Annotated in this window: 12 protein-coding genes and 1 pseudogene; 1 reads left to right on the plus strand and 12 read right to left on the minus strand. The window is 37.3% G+C overall.

What is annotated here, in order from left to right:
• Positions 1-13 precede the first annotated feature (13 nt).
• From cobC to L6469_RS05355, 10 genes and pseudogenes are all read right to left on the minus strand, one after another.
• Positions 14-592, minus strand: coding sequence for an alpha-ribazole phosphatase family protein (cobC, locus tag L6469_RS05310; RefSeq protein WP_006283382.1), 579 nt, complete (start codon positions 590-592; stop codon positions 14-16).
• Positions 593-3,088 (minus strand): alpha-L-arabinofuranosidase C-terminal domain-containing protein, encoded by a 2,496-nt coding sequence (locus L6469_RS05315; RefSeq protein WP_039871105.1) that lies wholly within the window; start codon positions 3,086-3,088, stop codon positions 593-595.
• Between the two features lie 221 nt (positions 3,089-3,309).
• Positions 3,310-4,187, minus strand: a pseudogene (folD, locus tag L6469_RS05320) (bifunctional methylenetetrahydrofolate dehydrogenase/methenyltetrahydrofolate cyclohydrolase FolD).
• Positions 4,188-4,246: 59 nt separating this feature from the next.
• A complete protein-coding gene (gene ffh, locus L6469_RS05325) occupies positions 4,247-5,596 on the minus strand; it encodes a signal recognition particle protein (RefSeq protein ID WP_006283379.1) in 1,350 nt (449 codons plus the stop codon).
• 249 nt (positions 5,597-5,845) lie between these two features.
• Positions 5,846-6,439, minus strand: coding sequence for a hypothetical protein (locus L6469_RS05330; protein WP_006283378.1), 594 nt, complete (start codon positions 6,437-6,439; stop codon positions 5,846-5,848).
• Positions 6,440-6,646: 207 nt separating this feature from the next.
• The gene (locus tag L6469_RS05335; RefSeq protein WP_006283377.1) at positions 6,647-7,435 is read right to left on the minus strand and encodes a prephenate dehydrogenase; all 789 of its coding nucleotides are present in this window, start codon (positions 7,433-7,435) and stop codon (positions 6,647-6,649) included.
• Between the two features lie 4 nt (positions 7,436-7,439).
• Positions 7,440-8,507: a bifunctional 3-deoxy-7-phosphoheptulonate synthase/chorismate mutase type II gene (locus L6469_RS05340; RefSeq protein ID WP_006283376.1), complete on the minus strand. Its 1,068-nt coding sequence runs from the start codon at positions 8,505-8,507 to the stop codon at positions 7,440-7,442.
• Between the two features lie 56 nt (positions 8,508-8,563).
• A complete protein-coding gene (locus L6469_RS05345; RefSeq protein WP_006283375.1) occupies positions 8,564-9,733 on the minus strand; it encodes a pyridoxal phosphate-dependent aminotransferase in 1,170 nt (389 codons plus the stop codon).
• An 11-nt stretch (positions 9,734-9,744) separates the two neighbouring features.
• Positions 9,745-10,575, minus strand: a complete 831-nt coding sequence (locus tag L6469_RS05350; protein ID WP_027452909.1) for a prephenate dehydratase — start codon at positions 10,573-10,575, stop codon at positions 9,745-9,747.
• A gap of 417 nt (positions 10,576-10,992) precedes the next feature.
• Positions 10,993-11,586, minus strand: coding sequence for a hypothetical protein (locus L6469_RS05355; protein WP_027452910.1), 594 nt, complete (start codon positions 11,584-11,586; stop codon positions 10,993-10,995).
• A 208-nt stretch (positions 11,587-11,794) separates the two neighbouring features.
• Here L6469_RS05355 and L6469_RS05360 point away from each other — a divergent pair, with 208 nt between their 5' ends.
• The gene (locus L6469_RS05360; protein ID WP_039871103.1) at positions 11,795-12,580 is read left to right on the plus strand and encodes a hypothetical protein; all 786 of its coding nucleotides are present in this window, start codon (positions 11,795-11,797) and stop codon (positions 12,578-12,580) included.
• Between the two features lie 78 nt (positions 12,581-12,658).
• Here the strand turns inward: L6469_RS05360 and L6469_RS05365 are convergent, their stop codons facing one another.
• Both L6469_RS05365 and L6469_RS05370 read right to left on the minus strand, forming a co-directional pair.
• Positions 12,659-12,868 carry a heavy-metal-associated domain-containing protein gene (locus tag L6469_RS05365; RefSeq protein WP_006283372.1) on the minus strand — a complete coding sequence of 70 codons (210 nt, stop codon included), beginning with the start codon at positions 12,866-12,868 and terminating at the stop codon, positions 12,659-12,661.
• A gap of 161 nt (positions 12,869-13,029) precedes the next feature.
• Positions 13,030-15,537, minus strand: coding sequence for a zinc-dependent metalloprotease (locus tag L6469_RS05370; protein WP_006283371.1), 2,508 nt, complete (start codon positions 15,535-15,537; stop codon positions 13,030-13,032).
• Between the last annotated feature and the right edge of the window lie 180 nt (positions 15,538-15,717).

A 15,717-nucleotide genomic window follows, 5' to 3' on the forward strand; every position in this document is an offset into this window, starting at 1 on the left:
AGAAGACGCTCACTTAAATTTGAATAACCTCTATACCCCCATAATCTACCAAATGCCCATCAGATCCGTAAGCATGTTCCACATCAAATAATCCTGCGTATATACCTGCACATAACAAGACTCCACCATGTGCAAATACAATAACACGCTCATAACCATACTTGGTTAATTCTGAAAGAAAGCAAGTTACTCGCTTATAAAATTCAGGAAACGATTCACCATGAGGAGTAGGTAAATGAAGATAATCTTCAGACCATAATTTGAAATAAGGATCGCTAATCCATAAATGGTCATAGCTCTTCATTTCCCAATCTCCCATATTAAATTCCTTTAGCCGATCATCAAATTTCGGATATATAAAGCCACAATGAGCAGCCAACTTCCGAGCACGTAATAAAGGAGAACAATAAACAGCATCAAAACAATTATTCAAAGTTGAAGCGTTTTCATCCTTTCCAACAAGGGCTCTAAGAGTTTCATACGTTCGTTGTGCTTCTTCCGGAAAAGATTCTGCTAAAGGCACATCACTCCACCCATAGCAAGTTCCTTTCCGAACACCTACACTTGTGTGTCTAACAAGAACTATTTTCATTTATAATTCAATAACTTTCCAATCTCTTGCGTTTACCATAATAGTCTTTTCACCTATCTTTAGATTCAAAGGCTGTGACAGAATATTCACCACTCTAAGCCAAGTCTTGTTTGATTTAGAATTCTTAACTACACTTATACCAACATACTTTTTCAAAGCCTCATCAATATTAAGCTTAGATTCAACATAAATATCTCCACTATGTGTACTAAAATCTTTCTGTACTTGATAGTTCAAAGTTGTCTTAACATCCCTATTTGTGAAATATATCATATCAGGTTGCCAGTTACTGTGTCCCACTTTACATAGCATAGGAGCATAACTAGCCATTTCCACGACATCTCCATTTCGCTCAATATTTGTAAGATGCAAAGCTTCTGCTAAAGCATTATCCCTTTCATCTTTTCCACGACTAGCATATTCACCTAAATATACTTTAGAAGCCTTACGATCATAATCGTCATAATAATTCTGATGATTTAAGAACCACGATGGTTGCTCATAATAATGTTCATCTACCGCACTAAAGAGATTGGCAACATTGCCCTTGCTATCTTTAAACTTTTCGCGCTTAGCAATTTTCCAGCCTTCGATATAATCACTAGATGGATAATGAAAAGGACCTACTGTTCCTATAACTTCCATATCAGGATACTTTGCTTTTACGGCTCTACTGATCATGAGATAGCGTTCCTCAAAAACAGTAGAAATCAAGTCCTCATTACCAATACCTATCATTTTCAAGTTAAAAGGAGCAGGATGACCAGCTTCTGCTCTCATTTTAGCCCAGTTCGAAGTGTTAGCATCACCATTCGCCCACTCTATCAAGTCAAGCACGTCTTGCACATAAGCAGGCATTTGACTCATAGGGATACCATTCTGTTGACCAGCCAAGCCGTCCTCATTTGCCTGTGAATTCTGACAAGGCACTCCTGCAGCCAAGACTGGAAGTGGTTCAGCTCCCATATCTTCACACCACTGAAAATACTCATAAAAACCCATTCGCTTCGTCTGATGGTAACGCCAAATATTAGGAGCCGGTTTACGATCTTGATATTTTCCTATACTTTCCTTCCAATGATAGATATTACCTAAGCCATCACCATGAAGCATACATCCACCTGGGAAACGTACGAATTTAGGTTGTAGTTCGGCTATTGTTTCTGCCAAATCTTTACGCAATCCGTGTCCTTTGTAAGTATCCTGAGGCACAAGAGAAACCATATCAATAGCAATTTCACCCTTAGCCTTTTCATCTGGGATAATAGCCAAAAATACTTTATCAAGACTAATATTTTTCTTGGGCTTATCCTCTATATTAAAAATAGCTTGATAATAAGACCACTGATGATTTTCAACTTTGAACTTTGCGTCAGTGATAACTTCGTGATTCCCATTTAACAAGGCTATTCTGAGTTTCTCACGCTTACTATTAGCATCAATATTTCTGGCATAAAAAGATATCGTATATTGAGCTCCTCTTTTGATTTCTATACCATCCCAACCATAATTATAAACTGGAGCCTTTGACAAAACTGCATAATGAGGATTATTACGGCTCAATGGCTGTTTAGTATCGATTTTGAGCTCTGGCTTCCATGCCGTGGTTGCATTCCATACTTTCTTTCGATCATCTTTATTATATTCGAAATCACCATTCTGTATCATTTCAGCCCAAAGTCCTCCATCAGCGCCATAACTAATATCTTCAAAAAAGATGCCATAAAGACGATCTGATATTTGTTTAGTATGATTAAAATCTACATCTAAAGTAGCAAATACAGGAGATGTGACAGGTTTTCCTACATTATTCATAAAGACAAGAGGAAGAGCTTTTGTATCAGCCTCATTTTGCATATCACGGGCCTGTAATTCAGAAGCCAAATAATTAAGATGAAGCAAAGGTATATCAAACTCATTTCCCTGATAACACTTACCATTAACCGTAGCGGTATCTCTATCCCACAAGATATCATCTGCCGTAACCATCAATGAATCTTCCTCAAAATGACGCATCTGCTGATCACCATGCAGATATCTTTTACCTTCTCTGGTCTTAACATACACATCCCACGTACCATCTTGCATTTCGTACGCAACAGGTTCAGACACACCTTTTTCACGCAACACCGGATAATCTTGTGGACGCCATATTAGAAGATCTTCACTATAAGCCACAGCAAACGCAGGAGCTTTATCATTTACGCCCCACAAAGCTCTCCATGTTCCATCGTTTGCTTTTGTTACAAAAGGATGAAACATTTTTTTGTCAGATCCCCAAGGTCCATAGTCGCTATCTAGCAGCTTACCAATCTCATGCCAACATTCATCATCACCCATATAAGCAGCATGAAGTCCTTGCCGACTATCTGGCGAATATAAAAATATCTGTACTGTCGTATCATTTCCCATTACCGTATATGCAGGCTTCACACTAAGTGCATGCGACTGCATAGCAATCGCTAAGGCAAAGGAAACCAACCCTATTTTTTTCATAAAAGATGATAATTATCAGATTTATAAATGAATATAGGGCGAAATTACTCATTTTCTGACAAACGGCAAAAGAAATATCTTATAAAGTACAAATTCTATCAATAATGCTGTATTACTTATCAAACAAAAATGAAATTTAATAAAAAGGGCTTCCTTGCATCCCTGCAAAGAAGCCCAAACAAATTAGAGAGTTATAAAAAAGTCAAGTATTACTGTAATCTTTACTTATAAAATTCTTTTTTTCCTGCAGCCAATGTATTCTTCATAAGTGAGCATATTGTCATTGGACCTACCCCCCCGGAACAGGAGTTATGAAAGAACACTTTGGTGCTACTTCGTCGAATTTAACATCACCATTGAGACGAAAACCACTCTTACGAGTTGCATCAGGTACACGAGTAGTACCAACATCAATGATAACTGCACCATCTTTAACCATATCAGCAGTTACGAAATTAGGCTTACCGATCGCAGCAATGATAATATCAGCTTCTTGGCACTCTTTCTTCAAATTTGCAGAGTGCGAGTGACACACAGTTACTGTAGCATCACCAAATTGCTTTTGCATCATCAACTGAGCCATAGGCTTACCTACTATATTACTTCTACCAAGCACTACACATTTTTTTCCTGAGGTTTCAATATGGTAGTGCTGCAATAGAGTTATAATACCTAATGGAGTCGCAGAGATGAAACAAGGAAGACCGATAGCCATACGACCAACATTAATTGGATGAAAACCATCAACATCCTTACGATAGTCGATTGCCATAATAATCTTCTGCTCATCAATATGCCTTGGCAATGGCAACTGGACAATAAATCCATCGATATCCTCATCTTTATTAAGTTTATCTACACAAGCCAATAATTCATCTTCTGTTACATCAGCTTCATAGCGTATCAATGTACTTTTAAAGCCACATTGTTCGCAAGCGATAACCTTATTTCTGACATAGGTTTCTGAACCACCATCATGCCCTACCAATACAGCTGCCAAATGAGGCTGCTTACCACCATTTGCAACTATTTTCTTTACCTCTTCTGCTATTTCAGCTTTGATAGCTGCAGCAGTTGCCTTACCATCGATTAGCTCCATTATTTTAGTATACTTCTTTAGTTTTTGGTTTTGTACGTTTGTCTGTTTTTACCAAATGGTTAAAATTTGGGCATACCAGGAATATTCATTCCCTTCATACGTGCCATCATGCTAGCCATCTTGTTACCAGTAACCATCTTCATCATTTTGCGAGTCTGATCAAACTGCTTGATAAGTCGGTTTACTTCTTGAATATCTGTACCAGAACCCTTTGCAATACGTTTGCGACGGCTTGAATTCAGTATTTCTGGATGAGAACGTTCTTCAGGGGTCATACTCTTGATAATAGCTTCAATACCCTTGAATGCATTATCATCTATTTCCACATCACGAATAGCCTTACCTACACCTGGTATCATACTTGCCAGATCTTTCAGGTTACCCATTTTCTTTATCTGTTCTATCTGATTCAAGAAATCGTTGAAATCAAACTGATTCTTCTGAATCTTTTTCTGTAATTTCTTTGCTTCTTCTTCATCAAACTGTTCCTGAGCACGCTCTACAAGAGAGACTACGTCACCCATACCCAGGATACGGTCTGCCATACGTGACGGATGGAACACATCAAGTGCTTCCATCTTCTCACCCGTACCAATAAATTTGATTGGCTTATCAACGACTGTTCTAATAGATAAAGCTGCACCACCACGGGTATCACCATCAAGTTTAGTCAGTACAACACCATCAAAATCAAGACGCTCATTAAATTCTTTCGCAGTATTGACAGCGTCCTGACCAGTCATTGAGTCTACAACAAAAAGGGTTTCATCTGGATGAACATGATTTTTCAGATTAGAAATCTCTGTCATCATCTGTTCATCAATAGCCAAACGACCGGCAGTATCAATGATAACGACATCGTGACTCTTAGCCTTAGCTTCCTGCAAAGCATGGTCTGCAATAGAAAGAACATCTTTATTCTCTGGTTCACAATAAACAGGCACACCAACAGACTCACCAACAACCTTCAACTGATCAATAGCAGCAGGACGATATACGTCACAAGCAACGAGCAAAGGATTCTTATGCTGCTTTGCCTTAAGCAGATTAGCCAATTTACCACTGAATGTCGTTTTACCACTTCCCTGCAAACCACTCATCAGAATAATAGCAGGACGACCTTCAAGTTTCATAGGTACAGACTCACCACCCATGAGCTCTGCCAATTCATCGTGTACAAGCTTAACCAACATCTGACCAGGACTGACAGCTGTCAGAACATTTTGGCCTAGAGCTTTCTCTTTTACACGATTAGTAAAGTCCTTTGCTACTTTGAAGTTCACGTCGGCATCAAGCAGAGCGCGACGAATATCCTTCATTGTTTCAGCTACATTTATTTCGGTAATCTTGCCCTCACCTTTAAGAATCTTAAAGCTGCGTTCAAGTCTGTCACTAAGATTTTCAAACATATTTTTTTATTAATCTACAGTAATATCTATAAATCAGATTTAAATTTTGTAAAAGGTCCCTCCAATTCAAGTGCAAAAGTAATAATAATAGGTGATATTAAGAACTAATTAAGTTTTTTTAAACATACAAACTATATAAAAATTCCTATAAACTCAACTAAAAAGAATTAGATAGACAACTCTCGTGTATTCTTATATTAATTTTTGCCAAAAAATCAAATCCTATAAAGCCTTAAAATCACCAATTATTTATTTAGAACCTTCTGTAGTATTTTCTTTCCCCTTATATTTTTTTCCAGTCGTCTTAATATATGCTCTAATTATCGGATCCTCCTCTATATCTTGCTTAGAGTTCAGACTATCTATCACCTCTGCGGCCTTCTTTAGATGTTTAGCATCCCGTTTTCCTCGCCTATCCATCCAACCAAGCATATCTACTTGTATTCCGCCAGGTTTTGCCGCATCCTTAGCAGCATCACGAGCACTTTTACTCAGTCTATCAAGATTTTGCTGTTGCATATCCTTTCCCCACACCTCGACTTCACTTATATGACGAGCGTTCGGAATCATAACTATCGTATCCTGTATGGATTTAGCATAAATTTTGAATTCTACGAATCCTGGTTTAGACACAGTCGCCGAATCCCAATCATATTTCATCATAAAGCGTCCGGTATAATCGGTCATAGCCCAATGCTCAGTATTGGTATGGATTACGACATCTCTCATTGGTACTTTACCTTCAGCACTTATAACACAATAAATACGCTCTTTTTGCTTTTGTGCCATAGAATCTACTTGCTGAGCTTTAACAACCATGCTTGTCAGCATAAAAAGTACCATAAATATACTTTTAAAAATTGGTATTATAATAATGGTGTGACGTTTTCTCACTACTACTTTTGATTTTAACAGTGTTAGTACTTTTTTATTAGACAAAGATATAACACTATTTTGCTTTTCACAAATGATTTGGGCATTGTTAATAGCTTTTAGGTAAAAATTATCAAAATAAAGAGGAGAAAAGTCATATATAAAAAAGACATAACCTTAATCGGCTATGTCCTCTTTTACATGGTTTCTGATTTTAGTCAGATATTGCTTCATACGTTTAGCATCTTTATTTTTGATAATATCACTCAATTCTGATAATTCCTCACGTATCTGATCTACCTGTCCATTAGTATATGGATTAAACAAGATTTCCTGAAGAAGAAAGTCATCTTCATTAAGAACACCTTTAGCGATACGCATATGGCGCTTAAAGGTTGTACCAGGTGCATCTTGATGCTTCATCACTGCAGCAAAGACAAAGGTACTAACAAATGGGATACTCAGTGAGTAAGCCACAGTCTCATCATGTTCCTTAAAAGTATATTCATATATATTCAAATCAAGTCTTTGGTACAGATCTTTAAAAAAGATACGCCCCATATAATCGCCCTCACTGATAATAATGGCATTTTCTTCACTCAACTGATTCAGATTAGCAAAGGTAGGACCAAACATCGGGTGAGTAGAAACATAAGGATGACCACTTTCCTCATAAAAGGCTTTAAGACCTGTCTTTACAGAGGCAATATCACTGATGATACAATCGTCTGGAAGATAAGGTAATACTTCTTTAAAAGCAGAAAGAGTATATTTCACTGTAACAGCATTGATAACGAGTTCTGGTTTAAACTCTTTAATCTCGTCCAATGCCTGAAAGCGATAACAGTTATAGGTAAAACGCAGACGCTTAGCATCTTTTTCGTATACAGCTACTTCATGGTCAAAACTGAGCAGGTCGATAAAGAAAGACCCCATCTTACCTGCTCCCAATATTAATATTTTCATTTGCTTATTCGTTTACAATCTGCAACTGTTGACGAACACTCTCCTCATGGATAAGTTCGAATACATGTGCTGCAAACTCTGGATCCATGCCACAAAGACTTGCCTGAGCACCACGCTTCTCCAAAATTTCGTTGTAACGGCCAGTCTGAAGCACTGTCATATTGTGCTCTTTCTTAAATGTGCCGATCTCACGACATACACGGAATCGCTTAGCTAATAAATCCATCAAATTATTATCAAGATCATCTATCTGACTTCTCAACTGTCGGATATCCTCTGTAGTATTATGAACATCACGTACAACAAGAAGACTCAGAATATAATCAAGTATATCTGGAGATACTTGTTGCTTAGCATCACTCCAAGCCTCATCTGGATTACAGTGACTTTCCACAATAAGGCCATCAAAGCCTAAATCCATAGCCTGCTGACAAAGAGGTGCAATTAGATCACGTCGACCACCGATATGACTTGGGTCACAAATAATAGGAAGCTCTGGTATGCGACGATGTAACTCAATAGGAATCTGCCACATAGGCAAATTACGATAGATTTTCTTATCATACGATGAGAAGCCACGGTGTATTGCACCTAGGCGCTTTACACCTGCCTGATTGATACGCTCTAATGCACCTATCCAAAGTTCAAGATCAGGATTAACAGGATTTTTTACTAATATAGGACCATCAAAACCTTTCAAGCTATCTGCCAATGCCTGCATAGCAAATGGATTAGCTGTTGTACGTGCACCAACCCAAAGAACATCGATATCATATTTAAGAGCTAGTTCTACATGTTCAGGAGTTGCCACCTCTGTTGCAGTAAGCATACCTGTTTCCTCTTTTACTCGTTTCATCCATGGCAGAGCAGCCTCGCCATTACCTTCAAAACCACCTGGTTTTGTACGTGGTTTCCATACTCCTGCACGAAACATATGACAGCCTTTTGCTGCTAATTGCTTAGCTGTATTCATTACTTGTTCTTCTGTTTCTGCTGAACAAGGGCCAGCGATAACAATAGGACGACCTCCATTATCAGAAGGCAAATTTAATGGTTCCAATTCCAGTTCCATAATCTTGTATTTTTAGTTGTTGTTATTCGTATTGTTGATTCACGTTTTAATCTATTTTACCACTCTATTTGTTTTATACGTTCTAGAGCCTCTCTCATTTTATCATCTTTGGCACAAAGGCTGATTCGTATATACCGTTTGCCGTTGTTACCAAAAATGAACCCAGGAGTAATAAATACTTTTGCTTCGTGGAGCACACGTTCAGTAAGCTCTTCCACATCTGCATATTTTTCTGGTATTTTACCCCAGAGGAACATACCTACTTGTTTAGGGTCGAAGGTACATCCCAATGTTAACATGATTTTTTCTGCAATATCACGACGACGACGATAATTGTTAATATTATATTCACGATGCCATGTTTCATCATTAGTATTGAAAGCTTCTGCTGCAGCCAACTGAATACCTCTGAAACTACCATTGTCAATATTACTCTTTACCTTGAGTATCCAAGAGATAAACAGCTTATTGCTCGAAATCATCGCAACACGCCACCCTGGCATATTGTGACTTTTACTCATTGAGTTAAATTCGATACAACACTCTTTAGCTCCAGGCACCTGTAATATACTCATCGGATGTTCATTTAATATAAGCGAGTATGGATTATCGTTTACCACTACAATATTGTGCTTTTGAGCAAAAGCTACCAATTTTTCATAGGTTTCCATCTGTGCATCACCACCAGTAGGCATATTCGGATAGTTGGTCCACATCAGTTTTACTTTACTCAGATCCATTTTTTCAAGTTCATCAAAATCTGGTTGCCATCCATTATCCTCGCGCAAAGTATAGTTCACGATTTTCGTACCTAATATTTTGTTTACAGCAGTATATGTAGGATAACCAGGATCTGGTATCAACACTTCGTCACCAGGATTACAAAAAGCCAAGGTAACATGCAGTATACCCTCTTTGCTACCAATAAGCGGCTGAATTTCTCCCTGCCAATCGAGATCTACATCATACCACTTCTTGTAGAAATTTGCCATAGCTTGGCGCAATTCGGGTATCCCCACAGTAGGCTGATACCCATGGGCAGACTTATCTTGAGCCACTTCACATAATTTATCTATAGTCTGTTGTGAAGGTGGCATATCCGGACTACCGATAGCCAGACTGATAATGTTCTCACCTTTTGCATTCAGTTGAGCTACTTCTTTAAGTTTTCTACTGAAGTAATATTCTTGTATTTCGTTTACTCTATTAGCAGGTTGTATATTCATAATGGTATTTTTTATGCTTCTTGATATTCTCCTAATACTTTTATATCTCTTACGAGGGGGGTAATTGCATCTATGCTCTGCCGATATCTGGTAAGATTTTCAAACGACAAATCAACATAAAACATATATTCCCACTCATGCCCTATTATTGGCAGACTTTGAATCTTGGTAAGATTAATATCATAAAAACTCAATATCGTGAGAACTTTGCTGAGCGATGCAGGTTGATCAGGCAAAGTAAAAACAAGACTTGCCTTGTTCACCGTCTCAAGCGAACGCAGAAAATCTGCTTTTTGTACTGATGATACAACGAGGAATCTTGTAAAATTATGTTTATTGTCATGTATATCATCCTCTAACACTTTCATGCCATATAGATCTGCAGCATAATGAGAGCAAATAGCTGCCCATCCATGCATTTGGTGATTATAAATATATGCCGCACTACCTGCTGTATCTTCTCCCTGTACAGCTTTCAAACCAGGATGCTTGCTAAGAAAGTTACTACATTGCGCTAAAGCCACAGGATGTGAATGAACTTCTTTAAGATCATCCCAGTCATCATCTGGTAGACAACAGATAGAGTGTTCTATGTGTAATTTATGCTCCCCTACGACCATACATCCACTCTGTCTGAGCAAGTCATAGTTGTGTAGGATAGAACCCGCTATGGTATTCTCTATGGCACAAAGGCCGACGACTGTAGGATCTTTCTTAATACTCTCGAATACATCTTCAAAGGTGTTACAACAAATCAGTTGAACCTGTTCACCCTTAAAGTACTCGTGCGACGCAATATCGTGGAACGATCCGATTTCTCCCTGTATAGCGATTCTCTTCATTATCTTTTCACCAATTAACATATTAACAAAAACGGCCCCACTCTCTTGTAAGCGGGACCGTTTTGTATATTTTCTTATTTATGAAACCATAAGTTGAAATTTACACGCAACTTCCCGCTTTGCCACTCCCTGCAAAGTAAAAATAAAAGTAATAAAAAGATGCGTATGATTTAACCATAGTTCTTAATTTCTTTAATTATTATTTACGATTGCAAAAGTATAACTTTTATTTTGTTCTCGCAAACAAATTGAAATAAAAATTTAGATTTTGCTTATATTTTTCTTTATCTATCTCTAAAATGACAAAATTTTATGCATTTCACCTTCTGTTTTGCTTTTTCCAGCTCTCTCAAATTTTCCAATCTGGTTATAGAAACGAATACAGATGTACATTTAAGAGAAACTGTTTGAACAGTATTAATTGTCCTTTAGTTCACCAAAAGCCGACTTTGGGATGATATTGATTCTAGAGAGCATTGGCCACACACCTTTTACATTAGTATAGCTTTTACCTACATCTTTGTAGCGCTGAAATGTAAATTTCATATTAATATAGCCATCACCACCATCCTGACCTAGGACATAACAGTACATTGTTTCACGATATCCTACAATTATACCGTCTTTCTTTACATTATCTATAATCCAATCTGTCTGTGGTAGTGCACTGCTCATCAGTACTGCTTCTGGATATCGAGTACGGAAAACTTGCTCACATAGATTGCGCATCTCTTGAGCTTCACTTCCCTTAAACAAGTTGACATCATAAATAGGCATATAATATTCACCATTCACCTTAATATCCTTATCTTGATTATAGCTTTTACCATCTAAACCAATATCATCCTTCATCTGTTTTACCTGCTTATTAAATCGCTTTTTATTTTTTTTGAAAAGACTAGAAGCTCTTTCAATAAACGACTGCTTCTTGGTGGTATTAGCATTCTGAGCTGATACAGGTATAGCTAGTATTAGCATAATAGCCATAATAGCACAAATATTCTTTTTCATATACAGTTAATTATATTCTCCAATTTTTTACTAAGTTATTTGGCAAAGATAATTAAAAGTCTTCGAAAAAACATACAATAGCTTTAAAGAATTACCTTTGATTGGCACTCCTTAACACAATTTTGAAATAAAAAGTTTAACTTTTGCGAATAAAAGTATGGCATTTCGCTTTTATTTTTATCTTTGCATCACACTTGAAATTTATAATATGGAAAAGATTGTTATCGCTATATTACTTTTAATAAGTGAGTTGTCAAATATCCATGCCCAGCACATCGATTTGGAAACTCAAAAAAAAATGTGGCGCAAGATGGTAGCGGATACGGTGCCCGTACCTATTGACGACCAAACAAAAATAATAGGCAACAGTATGCCTCACCTCACTTCATTGGACTCTCTTATCACTCCACCAAGTTTTATCGAAGATTATAGTTACGGACTGCATCAAGGTCTCAATGTTTCACTGGGAGCCTCTGCATTTGCCACATTCGGCAAAAACGTACCTCATAGTGGTGGATTCTCTCAAAATATAGATCTCAATTATGTAGCTCCTATCACGCGTGATGGAAAAATATGGACCAGTTTTGGAGGATACATGAACCATACAAACTGGGGAAGTGATAATTATTATGATGTAGGTTTACACGGAATGTTAGGCTATAAAATTGATGATCATTGGGAGGCTTACATATATGGACAACTGAGCGTAAGCAATAACTATAACAAATATTATTATAGTAATTATGGTCCCTATGGTTTACTAGGATTTTATCCAGGTTATGGCATGGGAGGATTCCCAGTATACGGTATAGGTTATGCCTTCAGCTCACCATGGAGTTATGGCATGGGAGTACCAGGTGCCAACGTGCTTGGTACTGGCATTCGATATACTAATAAGAATAAGACTTTCTCGATAGGGGTAAACGTGGAGGGAGTCTGGTATCATGATCAAAAATCACAATATTATAAACAGTACGACTACCCTACCCCTTAAAATAAAAAGAACTCTTATATATAACAAAAGAAGGCATATCCCATACTCGAATATGCCTTCTTTTGTTATATATAAGAGTTACAGTATCATTTCGAAGTGCCCAGCTGCATCTACAGCCGCTTTCAAGGCTTCGTTAATAATAATATTCTCATCATACTCTACCTCTACATTTTTATTTTCTAAGCTTACTACAGCATTACTTACACCATTAAGGCCTTTCAAAGCATTTTCAACATTAGCCTTACAATGTACACACTTCATACCATTAACAGTAAATGTCTTAATCATTATCTTATCACTTTTAAAAGTTATTTTTACTGCAAAGATACACGATTTCTTACAAGTATACCTTATAATATTATGGATGAATGTTATAAGATTTTATCAAGAAAAAGAAATAAGGGAAATCTCACCATGGAGACATCCCTTATCATATTATAATCTTACAACTATTTATCAATCTTGTTATAGCTAGCCTTCATCTGTTTTACCTGCAGAAGCAAATTCTGATAGTGCAACTGAGCAATAGAACCTGCTGCCGTATTTTTAGCTTGATTATTTAGGTAGGTTTCAAGTTTATCTACATGCTGCAAAATGTAAAGATATACATCAGAATCTTTGGTTCCAGCCTGAACACCAGCTTTAGCATCATCTATACCTATAAGAGTATTCTTCAGACTACGAATATATGCTCGCTGATAAGAACGTGTAAAGCTATTCTGCCATTCATTTTTAGCACTCATAGGTGTCCACACAATACTGAATACATCGTTGAGCCATTCGTCAATAGGATACTTGCCTTCTTTCTTCAGATTATTAAGCAAGTTTGGCTGTATTAGATACCGTACCAAAGCACTATTACGGTTGTTAATATCTTCAGTTGGTTCCTGTTTTACCTTATCTAAAATACGTTCAGGATACAACCAGTGTGGTACTGTGAGTACATTACGTTTCAACCAGCTAAGAACTTCTTTCTGAGTAGCCTTAGATACATAATCAAGATTCTTTTCTGCCGGCCAATTGGCAGCATACTTACCCGCGATATTTTTCTGAACATGCATGGTGTAACGAGAGTACTGACTCTTCACTGCGTTGTACATCTCCTGCAAGTATTCTGTCTGACCATCAGGCTGAGCAGTCCACTTTTCCAGATTAGCCATCACACGCTTCAAGTTCCTGATACCATAATCACTAGCCTTCATTGAGTTATCGCCTAGGTCTTCTGTCTGAGAGCGAGGATCCACCCCTCTTCCTTCATCTCCCATATAACGTAAACGAGGATTAGATGCAAGAACCTTAGTTACTTCTGCACGCAAAGCTTTTTTTTCGCTATATGAATCCTTATATTCAGGACGCCACTGATAGCCCCATTTAATAGCCCATTTATCGTAATCATTGATACGTGGGAAAAGTCCCTTGGTGCTAATACCATCTTCAGGTTGAGCTACATAGTTAAAACGAGCATAATCCATGATACTTGATGTGTGACCATGCTCTTCTACCCACTTCTTATCACGAAGCTTCTCAACAGGAGTAGCACTTGAAGCTATCATATTATGACGAAGACCAAGAGTATGACCTACCTCATGAGAAGATACGAAACGAATAAGCTGCCCCATAAGTTCCTCGTCGAATTCCATCGTTTGAGCATGTTTATCTAGCGGACCACATTGCACCATATACCAACGACGAAGTAAGTCGGTTACATTATGATACCAACAGATATGGCTTTCAATAATTTCACCAGAACGAGGGTCTACAATACGAGGACCATAAGCATTAGAAATCTCAGATGGCAAATAACGTAGCACACAGTAGCGAGCATCATCCACGCTCATATTCTTATCATTAGGCCACTCTTTAGCAACAATAGCATTCTTGAAACCAGCCGCTTCAAAAGCTTTGTTCCAATCATTGATACCTGCCATAAGATAAGGTACCCATTTCTTTGGAGTAGCAGGGTCAATATAATATACTATCTGCTTCTTTGGCTCTACAAGTTTACCAGCAAGATATGCTTTCTCATCCTTAGGCTCCAAACGATAGCGACTTACAATAGCATCATGCTTAAGCATATCATAATCAGAGAACTTTGTGAACTTCTTAACGAAATATCCTACACGTTCATCCTCCAAACGAGGTTGCATCGGATTTTCAGGAAGTTCTACTATACTGGTATTCAGACTCAAAGTTATAGCACCAACCTTAGAAGCAGCTGTCTTACCCGGCTCACAAGCATAAGTACGAAGTGTACTTGCCTCTATATTAATAGGAAAAGACTTGAGGGTATCAATATAAGTAATATCTTTTTTCTGAGCCCCTAATTTCATGACCTTTCGATCGTTTACACTAAATGAAGTTACTTGATTATCTTCAGTATAAAAAGCTGTGACATCGATAAGATAACCATGCTTCTTCGCACCTTTCTTATCATCCTGAATAATATTAAATTTAGCTATAATAGGATCTATCGTAGCTTTTTCTACTGACATAGAAATCTTATCTTGAGCATCAGCTATACGATCGTGGGTATAAGAACGAAGCCAAATGGTCTTATCGTCACGCTTTTCAAAGTAGATGACATTCTCATTAACCTCCTCACCAACATTATACTGAAAACCACTTGGCACAGCGGTAAAACGAGTAACGGCCAAAAGTAACTTACCCAACTTCTCATTTGGAATTTCGTAATACCATTTATTCTCAATATGTCGAACAGTAAACAGACCTTCTTGCTTACTTCCCCCCTTCTTGATAAGTTTCTGATACTCACTAATCTTTTTCTCTGTTTTCTTGGCGTCAGCTTTTTTAGCTTCTTTTTTATTTTCAGACTTATCGGCTTTCTGCTCTGCCTGTATAGAGTCTTTTGCTAAAACGTTTTTATATAGAGGAGAGGCCTGAAGGGCACTACCTTCTACAAGCATCAACGCCACCAATGCTAAAGCTTGTTTTTTCATTTAATTCTTTGTAAATGTATTAAAAGTTCTATGATTTTTCTAATATTTAGAATAAAACGCTAATTTACAATAATTCCTCCGAAAATTTGCAATTGTTAAACATTTAATATTAATTATTAGAATTTATTATTAATATTTTTTAATTTTGTAGAGAATTATAACTATTTTTTTCCATAAAAA

Source organism: Segatella baroniae B14, assembly GCF_022024235.1.
GTDB classification, from domain to species: domain Bacteria; phylum Bacteroidota; class Bacteroidia; order Bacteroidales; family Bacteroidaceae; genus Prevotella; species Prevotella bryantii.

Coding starts and splice junctions, on each gene's coding strand:
- cobC (WP_006283382.1), bottom strand. CDS start 592: ATGAAAATAGTTCTTGTTAGACACACAAGTGTAGGTGTTCGGAAAGGA.
- L6469_RS05315 (WP_039871105.1), bottom strand. CDS start 3,088: ATGAAAAAAATAGGGTTGGTTTCCTTTGCCTTAGCGATTGCTATGCAG.
- ffh (WP_006283379.1), bottom strand. CDS start 5,596: ATGTTTGAAAATCTTAGTGACAGACTTGAACGCAGCTTTAAGATTCTT.
- L6469_RS05330 (WP_006283378.1), bottom strand. CDS start 6,439: ATGGTACTTTTTATGCTGACAAGCATGGTTGTTAAAGCTCAGCAAGTA.
- L6469_RS05335 (WP_006283377.1), bottom strand. CDS start 7,435: ATGAAAATATTAATATTGGGAGCAGGTAAGATGGGGTCTTTCTTTATC.
- L6469_RS05340 (WP_006283376.1), bottom strand. CDS start 8,507: ATGGAACTGGAATTGGAACCATTAAATTTGCCTTCTGATAATGGAGGT.
- L6469_RS05345 (WP_006283375.1), bottom strand. CDS start 9,733: ATGAATATACAACCTGCTAATAGAGTAAACGAAATACAAGAATATTAC.
- L6469_RS05350 (WP_027452909.1), bottom strand. CDS start 10,575: ATGAAGAGAATCGCTATACAGGGAGAAATCGGATCGTTCCACGATATT.
- L6469_RS05355 (WP_027452910.1), bottom strand. CDS start 11,586: ATGAAAAAGAATATTTGTGCTATTATGGCTATTATGCTAATACTAGCT.
- L6469_RS05360 (WP_039871103.1), top strand. CDS start 11,795: ATGGAAAAGATTGTTATCGCTATATTACTTTTAATAAGTGAGTTGTCA.
- L6469_RS05365 (WP_006283372.1), bottom strand. CDS start 12,868: ATGATTAAGACATTTACTGTTAATGGTATGAAGTGTGTACATTGTAAG.
- L6469_RS05370 (WP_006283371.1), bottom strand. CDS start 15,537: ATGAAAAAACAAGCTTTAGCATTGGTGGCGTTGATGCTTGTAGAAGGT.